At 68.8% G+C, this 13884-nt stretch carries 9 protein-coding genes; 3 read left to right on the top strand and 6 right to left on the bottom strand.

Annotation, left to right across the window (positions count from 1 at the left end):
* Positions 1-37 precede the first annotated feature (37 nt).
* The 5 genes from BLW00_RS16685 to BLW00_RS16670 form a co-directional block, all read right to left on the bottom strand.
* The gene (locus BLW00_RS16685; protein ID WP_092556306.1) at positions 38-1585 is read right to left on the bottom strand and encodes a helix-turn-helix transcriptional regulator; all 1548 of its coding nucleotides are present in this window, start codon (positions 1583-1585) and stop codon (positions 38-40) included.
* Positions 1582-2583, bottom strand: coding sequence for a MauE/DoxX family redox-associated membrane protein (locus tag BLW00_RS16680; protein ID WP_139256764.1), 1002 nt, complete (start codon positions 2581-2583; stop codon positions 1582-1584). The genes BLW00_RS16685 and BLW00_RS16680 overlap by 4 nt, the downstream gene beginning before the upstream one ends.
* Before the next feature lie 35 nt (positions 2584-2618).
* Positions 2619-3512 (bottom strand): AraC family transcriptional regulator, encoded by an 894-nt coding sequence (locus BLW00_RS16675; RefSeq protein WP_139256763.1) that lies wholly within the window; start codon positions 3510-3512, stop codon positions 2619-2621.
* Between the two features lie 136 nt (positions 3513-3648).
* Positions 3649-3795, bottom strand: a complete 147-nt coding sequence (locus BLW00_RS23550; RefSeq protein ID WP_175494334.1) for a hypothetical protein — start codon at positions 3793-3795, stop codon at positions 3649-3651.
* Positions 3796-4043: 248 nt separating this feature from the next.
* Positions 4044-5438: a hypothetical protein gene (locus BLW00_RS16670; RefSeq protein ID WP_092556300.1), complete on the bottom strand. Its 1395-nt coding sequence runs from the start codon at positions 5436-5438 to the stop codon at positions 4044-4046.
* A gap of 378 nt (positions 5439-5816) precedes the next feature.
* Here BLW00_RS16670 and BLW00_RS16665 point away from each other — a divergent pair, with 378 nt between their 5' ends.
* On the top strand, positions 5817-9554 hold the full coding sequence (locus BLW00_RS16665; protein WP_092556298.1) for a cell wall-binding repeat-containing protein: 3738 nt from the start codon (positions 5817-5819) through the stop codon (positions 9552-9554).
* Positions 9555-9708: 154 nt separating this feature from the next.
* On the opposite strand, the gene BLW00_RS16660 is transcribed toward BLW00_RS16665, so the two are convergent.
* On the bottom strand, positions 9709-11097 hold the full coding sequence (locus tag BLW00_RS16660) for an HNH endonuclease signature motif containing protein (RefSeq protein WP_092556296.1): 1389 nt from the start codon (positions 11095-11097) through the stop codon (positions 9709-9711).
* 269 nt (positions 11098-11366) lie between these two features.
* Here BLW00_RS16660 and BLW00_RS16650 point away from each other — a divergent pair, with 269 nt between their 5' ends.
* Positions 11367-13157: a helix-turn-helix domain-containing protein gene (locus tag BLW00_RS16650; RefSeq protein WP_092556292.1), complete on the top strand. Its 1791-nt coding sequence runs from the start codon at positions 11367-11369 to the stop codon at positions 13155-13157.
* A gap of 52 nt (positions 13158-13209) precedes the next feature.
* Positions 13210-13785: a hypothetical protein gene (locus BLW00_RS16645; protein ID WP_092556290.1), complete on the top strand. Its 576-nt coding sequence runs from the start codon at positions 13210-13212 to the stop codon at positions 13783-13785.
* Positions 13786-13884 lie beyond the last annotated feature (99 nt).

Raw genomic sequence — 13884 nt, 5'->3', positions numbered from 1 at the left:
GACCGGGCAGCCGGTCGTCAGGCCGGCGCGGCGGGGGTCACTCCTCGAACTGGAGCTGCTGCATCAACTGCTCGCGCGACGATACCCTCAACTTGCCATAGGCGCTGCGCATCTGAGTCTTCACCGTGTTGACACTCACAGCGAGGTGCTCGGCTATCTGCGGATTCGAGAGGCCCCTCAGCGCGAGTTCGACCACCCGTCGCTCGCGGCGGGTCAGACTGTCGGCCCCGGGCATGACGACCGGCTCGGATGCGGCCTTCAGCCGCATCGAGACCTCCGTATCACCGAGCTCGTGGAACAGCGCAGCTGCGTCGAGCCTGGTCTGCGGGAGAACCATTCGGAACGCAGAATAGTGCCGATTGTAATGAGCCAGCTCGACAGCGCGCTCGAGCAACTCCGGGTACCGCCCGAGCTTGTCTGTCTCGGCCGACACGAGCAGAGCGCGCACAAGAACCCGAGGTCGTGAATTCGCCACATGCTTGAGCGGATCCGAGAGCCGTCGCCCAGCAGCATGGTTGCCCACCGCGATCAGACGCCTGACATGCAGCCCCACCGCGATCTGCCGTATCAGGGGAGCATCGGCCGTCAGCTGCTCCGACTCCATCATCCGGAGGGCGCCCGCGGTCCGGCCGAGCTCGGTCAAGAGAAGGTATCGGGCCACGGACAGGTATTCCGAGGTGGCCGGTGACCGCATCTCGCCGCGTGGCAGATCGCCGAGCAGTTGGTCCATGCCGGCAAGCAGCTGCTGAGCGTCGCTCGATGACGACGTCACGAGGGCCGAGACGAAGTAGTACTCCCCGACATCGTCGACGGACTGCGCGATGTCGATCGTGTCGAGCACCGCTCGAGCTCCGGCCCGGTCGAGACGGTCGACCTTGATCAGGGCGTCGGCCAGCAAAGCCTTCGTGGTCGCGAATGCGGACCACCAGCCCTCGCTCGGCGGCGCCGGGATCTTCTCGAGCCACGCAGCGGCCTCGCGGTCTTGGCCGGCGAGCGCGCGAAGGTAGGCGAGCGCGCCCGCGGCCGAGGTCATCGTCATTCGAGAGCCGATGGAGGTGGCCCAATCGAAGCTCTCGATGTACTCGTCGACGGCTTCCTCGGTGCGGCCGGCCTGCTCGAAGGTGACGCCCCAGTGGAAGTGGAATTCGGGCAAGGCGTTGCTCAGTTTGGGGATCGCGTCGATCGGCAGGGATCGGAGGTATTCGCGGGCCGTCTCAGCGATCCTCACGCTCTCAAAGTGTCTTCCATTGGCCCGGGCGACTGCCAGTTGACCGGTCAGGGCGGCGAGCCTGTCAATCGGATCCGCCGCCTCATCGCTGCCCAGGATGTCTCGGTATGCACGGGAGAACGGCTTGCCCTCCACTTTGTTCCTGAGATGCTCTTGAGCGATCCGCAGCCGGGGCGCCTTGTCGAACTCCTCCTCGGGCATGGCCGAGAAGAGCGCGAGGAGCTCGGCGGGACGGTTGTCGTAGAGCTCGCCCCACATCGACCTCAATCCCTCGGTCACGGTGTCCCACTGGCGTTCTTCCACAGCCTGGAAGAGGCGCTCGAGATCCCCGTTCGATCGATCACTCCCTGCCGTCATTCGACACTCCCCTCGTTCGTTCTGACTCCCGTGGTCGCACCCGTGTACCCGGTCGCGCTCACGAGCAGTTCCTCGATCTCAGCGACTCCCGCCACCGGCCCTGCGATCCACTCGCCGTTCAGGCCGATGAGCACCGCTGACGGCATCTTCGTGACACCGAGCTTCTCTTTCGCGCTCAGCACCGCGAACACGGCGTCCGCCATCAGCTCGGGATGGCTCTCACGGAACACCTGAGGAGCGGAGTCGACGGCGAAGACGATGCGCGCCCGCGTCGTGAGGGTGCGCGGCGCGGTCTCCATCACGCGTTCGCATGAAGTGCAACCGGGCCGCACGAACACGAGGAGCACGGGCTCGATCGCCACGAGGTCGACGAGCCGCATCACCGAGCCGACGGCAGTGGTGACCTCGATGGGCGGAATCGTCGCGACACCGCCCTTCCGTGAGGATGGCGCGGAGGCGCTCACCGGCGATGTCGCCGAGCGAGCGGAGAAGACGAAGAGAGCCGCGGTGACAGCGAGAGCGACCGCGACAACGCTCCACACGACATCCGACGGACGGATGTCCGTGACGACCGTGAGGACACCGTCGTACCCAGAGAGGGAGGCCGACAGAACAAGGAGCGCAAGCACCAGCAAGGCGACATTCCGCAGCACCAGAGCACCACTGACAGGGCTTCGGTGGTATGGGCCGAAGCAGTCGCAATCGAACGTGTCACCATTTCTCCACGCGCGCCCCGTGACGACGACGAATGCCGCGGTGAAGCACACGGCCGCGGCCGCCATCAGACTCGATGCGCCCGGCGGGGCCACCACCAACCCGACACCGACGACGAGCTCGACGATCGGGAGCAGTGTCGCCGCCACTCTGCCGGAAGCTATCCGGGGCAAGCGGAATCGCCGAAGCATCTCACGCGTCGGCGCCACGCGACCGATCTTGCCGAGGCCGGACGCGATGAACACCGACGAGAGAACGAGCGACGCCATGGCTAGTGCGGGCAAGGCGCGGCTCCGTCCGGTAGCAGCAGCATGACCGATCAGACCGCGTCCATCAGCTTGAGCGTACGCCACATCGTCCGCACCGACGGGAAGCCACTCTGACTCGCGACGAGTTCGGCGTGGGCTCCTGCATCGGGCGACTGCGCCAGCAAGTCGATCGCTCGTGTCGCCCGCCGTCGCTGGATGAGTTGGTACGGACGCGTCTGGGTGGGAGCGAAGAGGCGATGAAGCTGCGCCGGCGAGACAGCAAGCGATCGCGCGAGTTCGGACGCCGAGAAGGCTGGGTCGGAGTATCGCTCTTCAATGGCACGCTGCGCCCGGCTGAGCGCGCTGACGTGCGATTGCCTCAGCGCGCCGGGCGTCGAGGCCGATTGCGCGACGGCCGCCGTGATGACGCTTTCGATGGCGGTGCGGAGCGAGAGGAAGCCGGGATCGCCGGTGTCGATTCCCGTGCCGAGCACCGTGACCACCAGCGCGGCCAGAGTCCTCCAGTAGCCGTCCTCGATGTCCATCGCCAGTATCGGCTCACGAAGCAGCATCACACTCGTGCCCAGCCGATGTCGGGACGTCAACACCTCGAGCCGGGCGGTCGGGTCCGACGACCTCAATTCGATGGGGGCGGAGATGTCGGCGATGAGGATCCGATTCGGCCCGAGAATCCACTCCCGGCCGCCGGACCGGACGGTCGAGAGACCGTCTATGCCGATCAGGATGAGCACAGCCTCGCCTTTTCCGTCCGGCATACGGCTCAGACGGGCGCCCGACTGCCAAATGCGCGCGACCGAGAAGCTCTCAGTGCTGAGCCGGTTCGCCGACAACTGCAACAGCGACGGCGCCGAACCCGACCAACCGTTTCGCGCGACCCACGCCCAGGCATCGTCACCCACCAGACCGCGGTGCGCGGTCATGGGTTGCTGCTGGTTCAAGGTCACGACGATCCTCCGTATTGGAATCGAGCAAACGTCGTCGGTCTCGCGTCAGTCTTCCGAAGACGAACCCGGCAGATTCGCCCTTTTCACCTCATTCGGATCAAATTAACCCCACCCCCAGTTCGGGGGGTACGGAAGGTCATGGCTGGATCGCCAGAGCGATCGCGCTGAGGGTCACGGCGGCCGTCGCGGAGACGATCACGACCAGTGCTCTGAGGAGCGTCCGGGCGCGATCCGCGTTCTGTCTCTGCGTGCCAGCCCTCTGCGACGAAGGAATTCTGCTCATGCGCCCTCCTTGGGCAGGGAACGCGTGCCCCGCGCGCGGTCCGGTTGGGGTCCGAATCGATGGGTGTGGGGTGCCGATTCAGAATGGATCGCGCGCGGGGCCGCTCATGACGAGCTGCTCTTGGGAAAGCCGCCCGCCCTTCGCGTCGCCGCATCACCGCACTCGGGCGGAAAGGCCGCGATGCCGAAGGTCTTGCTCTCAGTTCGCCCGAATCGACTCGGGGTCGACCGCCGGCGCGGCGAGCACGGTCAGCAGTTCGGGATGGCGTAGACGCCGCTCGCGGCGTTCTCGTTCAGCTGCACGTCACTGACTCCGTTGGCCACGAGAGTCCACGCACCCAGGTTCGTCGACCGGTAGAGCCGGCCACCGGTGCCGAGGATCGTGGTGATCCGAGTTCCCGTTCCGTCGTAGGTGTCCTGGACACTCCCGATGGTGGCGCCGGCAGGTGTCGGAGGGAAGGCGGTGCCGCTCATGGTGATGACCTGGTTGTTGTCGACGTAGACGCCGCCGGAGTTGTTGTTGTTCGGCGCCATCATGCTGCTGCTGTTGGTCACCACGCTCCAGGGGCTGCCGTTCGTGGAGACGAAGATGCGGCCGGAGATTCCCCTGATGAAGATGGTGCGGGTCTGCGAGTTGTTACCGACGGAGTCGGCGACCTGCGCGATGGTGACAGTTGCCGGTGTCGCGGCCATGGCGTTACCGGTGTTGATCAGGTACACCTGGTTGTCCTTGACCGCGACGCCACCGCGCGAGTTCTTCTCTGTGGCCCAGACCGTCACTCCTGTGAGCTTGAGGGTCCACGGTCCGTTGTTCACCGACGAGTAGACGTTGCCCGAGGCGGTGCGGATGTATGTCTCGCGCACACCACCTTGCCAGGTGTCCTGCACGTCGGCGATCGTCTGACCTCCCGGCGTCGCCGGGTAGGAACCGGAGTCACTGAACACGGTGTTGCCCGAGACCCACACGAGACCGGCGCCGTTCTGGTTGGCTGTGAAGTCGGAGACCCCGGTGGCGTAGACGGCCCAGGCGCCCGAGTTCACCGAGCGGTAGAGGTTCCCGTCGCTGCCCAAGAAGGCAGTGACCCGAGTGGTGCCGTTGTAGTTGTCGGTGAACGAGTCCACGGTGACCCCGCCGGGAATCGCCGGGTAAGGCGATCCGTCGAGGTGATAGATGGTGGCCGTGGCGCCAGAGACGGTCACGTTCTGCGAGGCGGTCAGCGAACCGGAAACGGCATTGAGCGCGAACGTGCCGTTCTCGGTGGGGGCCGTCATGGACGGCAGAACCACTCGTCCATTCGCGTTCGTCGTGAAGTTGCGCGCCGTCGTCGTTCCGTCCGACCAGGTGAACCCGGCCGGCGGCGACACGGTGACGACCTTGCCGGGGTCCGGGGTCGTGCCGTCTGTGGTCAGCAACAGGGTGACGTCGTTCAACGTCCCGCAGGCGGCAGCCGTGTACGGGCCATTGACGAATGCCAGCGTCGGAGTCAGCACGGACGCCGCCGCCAGCGGTGTGGCAACCGTCAATGCGATCACCGGCACGCTCCAGGCCGCGCCCAGAACGAGTGACCGGCGTTCGATGCCGTTCTTGTGTGCGGCGGCGCCGTCCTGCTCTGCGTTGTCGCCGAATCCGTCTGTGCCGCCCATTGGTCCCCCTACTTGATGGCTTGGTCGATTCGTGTTCTGAATCGTGGTTCTGGCTATCGTGGCGGCCGCAGCGGCGTCAGCTCCGGTCGGCGGTGAGATTGGAGAGAAGTTGGTCGAGATGCGAGATTTATCCGTCGTGCGCTGTGGACTCGGCGTGCACATCCTCCGAAGCTCCCCAAACGCGCGTCTGGTAAACAATGCGTTTCGATCGTGTTTCCCCGACATATGTTGCACATCTCGACTTATATCTTGGGCTTCGGCCCACTGGCGGGTTCTGACCTTCCCGCCGATGAATCCGGCAAGAAACTGCCTGTGAGCGACACCATCCGTCACCCGAACAGGAGCATCTTGTCCAGATCAGCAAGAGCGTGGAGGAATGTGGCCATCGCCACGAGCCTCTTCGTCGCAGCAACTCCCGTCTTTCTCAGCGCGCCGGCCTTCGCCGCCGGCGCGACCACCACTGCACCGGCCACAGCGCCGACCGATGCCGGACCCGTCGCCTCGGGCGACGATTGGTCGGTCGTCGAGGTCCCCGGCGGCTACGAGGTCACGAAGACCCTCGCCGAGCCGCTCGAGATCCGCAGCGACGCCCCGACCCTCTGGGCCGACGGCGAGGAGCTCGGCATCGCGACCCAGTCGCTCGACGGCCTGACCCTCACCATCACCACGACCGACCCCGCGGTCGCCGACGCCACCGTGATCGACCAGGGCTGGTCGGGCGCCGGTGACCCGGCCATCGACGCGCCCGTCGACCGGTCGAACCTGCGGTCGCTGACCGAGCAGGTTCCGCTCGCGCAGGCGGATGCTCCGGAGCTGTCGGAAGACCCGTCGATCCCCGGTCAGTACGAGGTCGAGCGCGACGACTACAACCTCGGCGACGAGGCAGAGGACATCCGCGGCTTCAACCGCAAGGGCGAGATCCGCGCCGCCGTCTGGATGCCCGTGGGGGCACCCGGCGAGCGCCCGGTGGTCGTGTTCCTGCACGGCCGGCACACCTCGTGCGCGGGCGCGATCCCGAAGGGTGCCGTCGCCCGCGCGTGGCCGTGCTACCCGGCCGACGAGGCCACCGGATACGCCGGGCAGGTCGACGTCGAGAGCTACCTCGGCTACAACGACGCCGCGCAGATCCTCGCCTCGCAGGGTTACGCCGTGGTGTCGATCTCCGCCAACGCGATCAACGCGCTCGACGGCTCCCTGGCCGACGACACCGGCGCCGCGGCTCGCGCGCAGCTGGTGATGGACCACCTGACGCTCCTCCGCGAGACGAACGACGGCCAGTCCGTCGGTCTCCCCGCCGCGTTGACGGGGCGTCTCGACCTCGACAACGTGGGCCTCATGGGCCACTCGCGCGGTGGTGAGGGCGTCGTTCGCGCCGCACTGCTGAACGTGGAGCAGGGCGAGCCGTTCGGCATCAAGGGCGTGCTTCCGCTGGCGCCCACCGACTACTCGCGCATGACGCTTCCGGATGTGCCGACCGCGGTCATCCTGCCCTACTGCGACGGCGACGTCGAAGACCAGATGGGCCAGAAGTACATCGACGACTCGCGTCACGCCTACGGCGACGACGTGCTGCGTTCCTCCGTGCTCGTGATGGGCACGAACCACAACTACTTCAACACCGCGTGGACGCCCGGAAAGTACCCTGTCGCCACCAGTGACGACTGGTCGATCATGGACCGCAACCAGACCGATCCGACCTGTGGCGCATCCGCTCCCACCCGCTTGACCGCCGACGAGCAGTACGCCTTCGGCAACGCCTACATCGCCGGGTTCTTCCGTCTGACCCTCGGCGACGAGCAGCAGTTCATGCCGATGTTCGACGGCTCCGACGCCGAGCCCGCCTCGGCCGGCCGTGCCGACGTGCGCGTCTCGGCGACGCTGCCCACCTCCGACCGTGTCGACATCGCGAACTTCGACGCGCCCGACACCACCATCCAGGCGGTCGGGGCCGGCACCTACCAGAACTGCGAGAGCATGAGCCCGCTCGACGTGCCGGCGACCCTGCCGTACTGCGTCACCGAGCTCGAGTTCGCGCAGGCACCCGACTACGGCTTCACCAGCGCCATCTACGGCAACGGCCGCGCCACCTCGGTGCCCTCGGCTCCGTCGCTGCACTTCACCTACAGCACCCCGGCGTCGCCGTCCGCGGCGGCCGGTGAGCTGCGGGTTCCGGTGCCGGCTGCGGCGACCGACTTCTCGGGCTTCGAGCAGCTGTCGTTCCGCGTCTCGCCGGATGACTCGGTGGCGATCGGCGGCAGCACCGATCTCACGGTGACGCTGGTCGACGGATCGGGCGGAAGCGCATCCGTCACCGCATCGCAGTTCGGCGACGCCCTCACCGTGCTGCCGGGTTCGACGAACCCGCTGCGCAAGGTTCTGCTGCAGCAGATCGCGGTGCCGGTCTCGGCCTTCGAGGGCGTGGACCTCTCCGACGTGCAGCAGGTGCGCTTCACAGAGCCGCGCGCTGCCGGCGGCGTGCTGCTGTCTGACCTGAGCCTGTTCACGGCGCCGACGCTCGGAACGCCGACGGTCTCGACCCGTCCGGTCGTGTCGGTTCCGGATGTCGCGGTGGAGGAAGGTGCGGGAGCCTCGTCGGTCGACGTTCCGGTCGTGCTCTCCCGGCCGGCCGAGGAGGCCGCGACGGTGTTCGTGAGCACGATCCCGTCGTCGTCGAGCGGCAAGGTGCTGTCGGCGATGCAGAAGGTGGAGTTCGCTCCGGGCGAGGTCTGCAAGGTGGTGACCGTGCCCGTGCAGGGCGACTCGGCCACGTCGACCAGCGCGACCGCGTCCTTCATCACGAACGCGACCAACACCCAGGGCGGCGTCACGATCGGCGACTCGTTCGGCAAGATCCTGGTGCGGGAAGACGACGGGGTCGTCGCGCGCGACGGAACCCCGCTCCCCTCGGCACCCGAGGTCGGCGCGCAGGGTGACGCCTGTGCCGAGGCCGCGGCGCTCACCACGCCCGGCACGCTCACGGTCTCCTCGGCAGCGCTCAACCGCGGCGACGTGGTGACCGTGACGGGCAGCGGGTTCCGGGTCGGCGAATCCGTCTCCCTCACCCTGGGCGGAGTGCTCGTCGGCACCGTCGTGAGCACCGACGGCACCGTCTCGTTCGAGGCGACCGTTCCGGCCGACACGGTGTTCGGAGCGACCGTCTTCAGCGCCACCGGCGCCGGGACGCGCTTCACGTCGCTCGCCGACGTGACCGTCGGCCCTGCCGTTGACCGCATCGGCGGCGCCGACCGCTACGAGGTCGCGGTGAACACGTCGAAGGACGGGTTCCCCGACGGAGCGAAGACGGTCTACGTCGCCTCGGGCGCCGTGTTCCCGGATGCGCTCTCCGCGGCACCCGCTGCGGCCGTGGCCGACGCTCCCGTGCTGCTCACCGCCCCCGACTCGCTGCCGGCCGTCGTGAAGGCCGAGATCGAGCGGCTCGACCCCGAGTCGATCGTGATCGTCGGTGGCAAGGCCAGCGTGAGCTCGGCCGTCGGCACCGCCCTCGGCTCGATCGCGCCGGTCACCCGCCTGGGTGGCGCGGACCGCTTCGCAGCGTCTCGTGCCGTGGCCGCTGCGGCGTTCCCCTCCGGTGCGGCCACCGCGGTGCTGGCCACCGGGCGGAACTTCCCGGATGCCCTCTCCGCCGGTGCCGCGATCGGTGCCGCCGGTCCGGTCATCCTGGTCGACGGCTCGGCCGATGGTCTCGACGCCGCCACCACGAAGCTGCTGACCGATCTGGGAGTGACGTCGATCGCGATCGCCGGTGGTGAGGCATCCGTCTCCCCCGGTATCGAGGCTGACGCCCAGGCGATCGCGGCCACGGTGCGTTTGGGAGGTGCGGACCGGTACGCCGCGTCGCAGACGATCAACGCGCACTTCTTCACCAGTGCCGACCGCGTGCTGCTGGCGACGGGGGCCAACTTCCCCGACGCCCTCGCGGGATCGGCTCTGGCGCCGAAGGTGGGCGGCCCGCTGTTCACGGTGCCCGGCACCTGTGTTCCGGCGGAGACGCTGGCGCAGATCGCCTCGCTCGGGGCGACCCGCGTGACGCTGCTCGGCGGGGTGAACTCGCTGTCGACCGACGTCGAGTCGCTCACCGCCTGCGCGGCCGGCTGACCTGATCGGATCGGTTGATCCGGATGCCCCGTCCCCCGCGTTCCGGCGCGAGAGGCGGGGCATCCGTCTGCCGCCGCTGCAGTTCCGCACCGCTCGCGGGCGGGGCAGGATTTCGACGTCCTGGTTCGGGTTCGACCCGACCGGCGGGGCCGTTTCAGGCGGCGGTGGGGAGTTCTGGGGGCAGGGTGGTGCGGCGGCGGGTCGTCGCGATCGGGCACTGTTCGGGGTCGAGGTAGCGCGGAGGTATCAGGTGCGGCACCCCGTCTCGCATGACGAGTTTCCAGTCGCTCTTGTGGAGGTGGCTGTGGTGGAAGTGACACAGCAGCACACCGTTGTCGATATCCGTACGTCCTGGTGGATGATCGTCAGACCCCCACGGGTCGACATGGTGGGTTTCACACCAGGATGGCGGCCGTTGACAACCCCGCCACACGCAGCCGCCGTCGCGGGCGGCCAACGCCCGGTTCTGCGCAGGACTGAACAGCCGCCGAGACTTTCCGTGGTGCAAGACCTCCCCATGGTCGCCGAAGAGGGTGGTGGCGGTGGAGGCGTGGCAGCGCAACTGCTCGATCGTCGAGATCGCGACCGGCTCCTCGACTCCGTCGATCCACCCCACACCGCGCCCAGCCTCCAAATCGGTCAGGGTCGCGTGAACGTGCACCGTGGTGACCGACCCGTTCAGATGGGGCATCTCCGGCGCCGACGCCGCGCGCGTGATCAACTCGGTGACGGTGTCGACGTTCTTCTGCGCCTGGGTGCGAGTATCGGCGGTGATGAAGTCGGCGACGGACTCATCCTCGCTGCGGAAGCGGGGGCCGGCGACCCTGGGGCTCTGCAGCGCTTGGATACTGCCCACCCAGACACCGGCTTGTTCGGGGGTGAGGGCGAACTTGCCGCGTACCATCCCGTCTGCGGACGAGGCGGCGAAGGTGAGTGACCGTTGCTGTTGCTGCACCTCGTCGCGTGGTTCAGCGCCATCCGGGTCGAGCAGTTCCTGCAGGCGGATCGCGAGCCGCGCCGTGTCATCCGGTGTCAGACACCCGTGCACGGTCTCGTCGACGAGAGTCTGCTCGGCCTCCGCCACGACGACTCCGGAGAGGCCCCGTGCGGCGAGCTGTGCGCACCGCTTCACGATCACCCCGGCCGCTTCCACCGCGAGCACCCCTGCCTGCAACGCTTCGCTCACTCGCGGGAACGGCACCGGCCCCTCCACCCCGCCGAGCTGCACCGCACCCCGCAATCGACCCCCGAGCGCGAGCCGGCGAGCGGCCTCAGCCTCTGATACGCCGGTCGCCGCGGAGACCAGCTTCGAGGGGCTGGTGAAGTTCTGCGACCGGCTCAACCCGTCGTCGCCGAGCTCCCGCCGAGACCGTGCGCCCACTTCGCCAGAGAGCCGCACGCGTGCCGCGTCCACCACCCGCCCGACAGCTTCCACCGCGGCCAGATCGGCCAGCAGTTCCTTATCGGGAACACCACCATAAGCAGCACCCACCGCGACGCGCAGATCCGCGAGAATCCGGTCGAGTTCGGGGGTGATGGGCATACCTCAAGCTTACCAAAAGGAGTCGAGAAATGCTCGGTTAGACGGCATGCGATCGACCCGATTCCTGGCAACTGTCTTCGGCAGTGGCACCTGGTGCAGTGCGTTCACAGACTCTCCCGCCTCGACGTGATGCAGGATCTCTCCGCTGCGGTTCGGCAGTTCGCGGGTGGTCACGATTTGCATGTGACACCTCGTGGTCACGGGCTCGTCGTCGAGGATCTCGAGCAACCCGCGTGCGGATACCGGAACCCCACCTCTAGGCTTGCGGCATGCGGGAGCGCCGTGCGACGGAGGACGCGTTCCGCGCCGTGCTCGACCGCCTCGCCGCGCTCGTACCCGCGGAGGCGGTGGACTGGTGCGACGCAGAGCTCGCACATGCTCCCGCCGACCCGGTGCTGCTGGGGCTCCGCTCCCTCGCCGAGTACTTCGCGCAGCGCTACGAGGCTGCCGCGGGAAGCGCGGCACAGGCGCGAGCGAGCGCGGCGGCGGCCCCGGCGTGCGTGGCGAGCGCGGGCGACGGCGCACGCCCCGATCCCCTGAGCCGGATGCTCGCGCTGGCGGTGAGCGGCCTCGCCCGATCGGGCACGGTGACGGCCGCCGATGCCGGCGTGGGTGTCGGCGCAGACCACCTCGCGATCGCCTGCGCGGAACGGGGCTCGCTCGACGAGATCGCCCCGGGCATCCGCGCCGTCGTCGCGCACGTGCTGACCGAGGCGGCGCTCGCGTGCGGGCGGCTCGAGCTCGCGGAGAGCATCGTCGAGCGCTCTGACGCCCTGCCGGAGTCGCTGCTGCCGTCGGGCGACTCGGGCTCGCCCTACCTGGGGATGATGCGCGTCACGAGGGTGCGGCTGCTCGCCTTCCGCGGGCGCATCGCCGAGGCAGTGGCGCTCGGCGAGAAGGCCGCAGCGGAGGCCGAAGGCCCGGCCATGCGCTTGCTGGCCGAGGCGACGCTCTGCCTCGCGCAGGGCAACGCGGCCGAGCGCGGCACGGTGCGCGGGCTGGCCGAGAAGGTCACCCGCACGGTGGGGAGCCCGGACGACCGGGTCTCGAGCGGATGCTACCTCCTCGTCGCCTACGGGCTCGTCGCCACGGCCGATCTCGACGCGGCGGCCCATTTCGTGCTCGCGGCGGGCGGCGCGGGCGCGGCGGAGGGACCAGGCGAGCTCGCCGGCCTCCCCGTGATCGACCGGGCGCTGGGTTTCGAGCTGCTCGTCGCATCCGCTCTCGCCGCCGACGACGTGGAGGCCGCGGCGGCGTGGCAGGAGCAGGCGCGGAGCATCGCGCCCGACCCGATCGCGCGCTCGATCGTCGACCGCCTCGACAGTCGCGTCGCGCTCGCACGCGGGAACGCCGGCGACGCCCTCGGGTTCGCGGAGTCGGCGATCGCGGGCGCGCAGGCTGAAGGACGGATGGTCGAGGCCGCCGAGGGCGAGATCGTGCGCGCCCGGGCGCAGGTGGCCCTGCGACAGCGGGGTGCCGCGCAGGCCGGTCTCGAGGCGCTCGCGGCGTCGGCTCGGCCCGATGGATACCGGGCGGCGGAGCGCTCGGCGGCCCGCGAGCTGCGAGGCATCGGCCGTCGGCTGCGCCCGCGAGCCGGAAGCGGGTGGGAGGGGCTCTCCCCACGGGAGCAGACCGTGGCCCTGCTGCTCGTCGAAGGTTTCGACAACGCGGGCATCGCCGAGCAGCTGCACGTGTCGCCGCACACCGCGCGCGCCCACGTGTCGCGGGTGCTGGCGGCGTTCGGGGTGGCGTCGCGCACGGCGGCGGCTGCCCGGCTGATCGGCCTTCTGGCGGTCGACACGGTTGCGCCCGCGGCACCGCTCACACCCCGCCAGCGAGATGTGGCGCGGCACGTGGCCCTCGGCGAGCGCAACGATCAGATCGCAGCGGAGCTCGGCATCAGTGTCAAGGCGGTCGAGAAGCACATGGCCGACATCCGGCGTCGCTGGCAGGTCTCGTCGCGGGTGAGCATCGCGCGGTTCGCCGCGGCGTTGGGGCCGGATGTCGCAGGCCCGCAAGCCGCAGGGGCCGAATCCGCGGGCCCCGATGTCGCGGAATGAATGAGCCGCACCCCTACCGCGCTGCCCTACCCGCCCGTTCGATCATGGCGGTATGACCGACTCCCGCTTCTCGTCCCGACGCGCGCTCGTCGCCGCCGCTTCGTTCATCCTGCTGACCGGCGCGTTCATGACGGGCTGTGCGAGCACGACGCCGTCGGCCGGCTCGCCGGGAGACGGGGGCGTCGATTCCGCCGACGCTCCCCCGGTCGACCCCGCGGAGGCCGATGCCGGCGCGGCGGCCGGCTGTGACGACATCCAGACCGCCGGTTGGGAGCTCTTCAGCGATCCGGCGATGAGTGCGGTGCCCGAGCCGGGAGCCGTGTTCGGCGACGGGTCGGAGCTCGCTTTCCAGTACGACGGGCATGACGAGAGTGCTTCGCCCACCTACAGCTACCAACTCGGCTACATCCAAGACGACGGGGCCGTCATCGCGATGGGCGGGGGCAACATGGTGAACGACGGTGGCGCGCTGAGCGTCGCCGACCAGGTCTTCGAGTCGAACGCCGACGGCCACGCGGGTGTCATCCAGGTCGAGGTCACGCAGAACGTGAAGTTCGAAAACGGCGCCTACACCGGTGACGACATCGACCTCGGCCGCTACTGCATCGCCTTCTCGCTCGGGAGCTGAGCGAGCGCGTCCACCGCGTCGCACTTCGTCGCGTTCGTGACGCTGTGCGGACTTTCCCGGACGACGACGCTAATGTCGGCCTCATCGCCCTGGATCCCG

This window comes from Herbiconiux ginsengi (genome assembly GCF_900107435.1).
Lineage (GTDB): Bacteria > Actinomycetota > Actinomycetes > Actinomycetales > Microbacteriaceae > Herbiconiux > Herbiconiux ginsengi.
The sequence above is the reverse complement of the archived record's forward strand: the minus strand, read 5'-3'. Positions and strand labels throughout refer to the sequence as shown.

What these genes read in the sequence shown, in the direction of transcription:
- BLW00_RS16685 (WP_092556306.1), bottom strand. Translation starts at nt 1,585, where the DNA reads ATGACGGCAGGGAGTGATCGATCGAACGGGGATCTCGAGCGCCTCTTC.
- BLW00_RS23550 (WP_175494334.1), bottom strand. Translation starts at nt 3,795, where the DNA reads ATGAGCAGAATTCCTTCGTCGCAGAGGGCTGGCACGCAGAGACAGAAC.
- BLW00_RS16670 (WP_092556300.1), bottom strand. Translation starts at nt 5,438, where the DNA reads ATGGGCGGCACAGACGGATTCGGCGACAACGCAGAGCAGGACGGCGCC.
- BLW00_RS16660 (WP_092556296.1), bottom strand. Translation starts at nt 11,097, where the DNA reads ATGCCCATCACCCCCGAACTCGACCGGATTCTCGCGGATCTGCGCGTC.
- BLW00_RS16650 (WP_092556292.1), top strand. Translation starts at nt 11,367, where the DNA reads ATGCGGGAGCGCCGTGCGACGGAGGACGCGTTCCGCGCCGTGCTCGAC.
- BLW00_RS16645 (WP_092556290.1), top strand. Translation starts at nt 13,210, where the DNA reads ATGACCGACTCCCGCTTCTCGTCCCGACGCGCGCTCGTCGCCGCCGCT.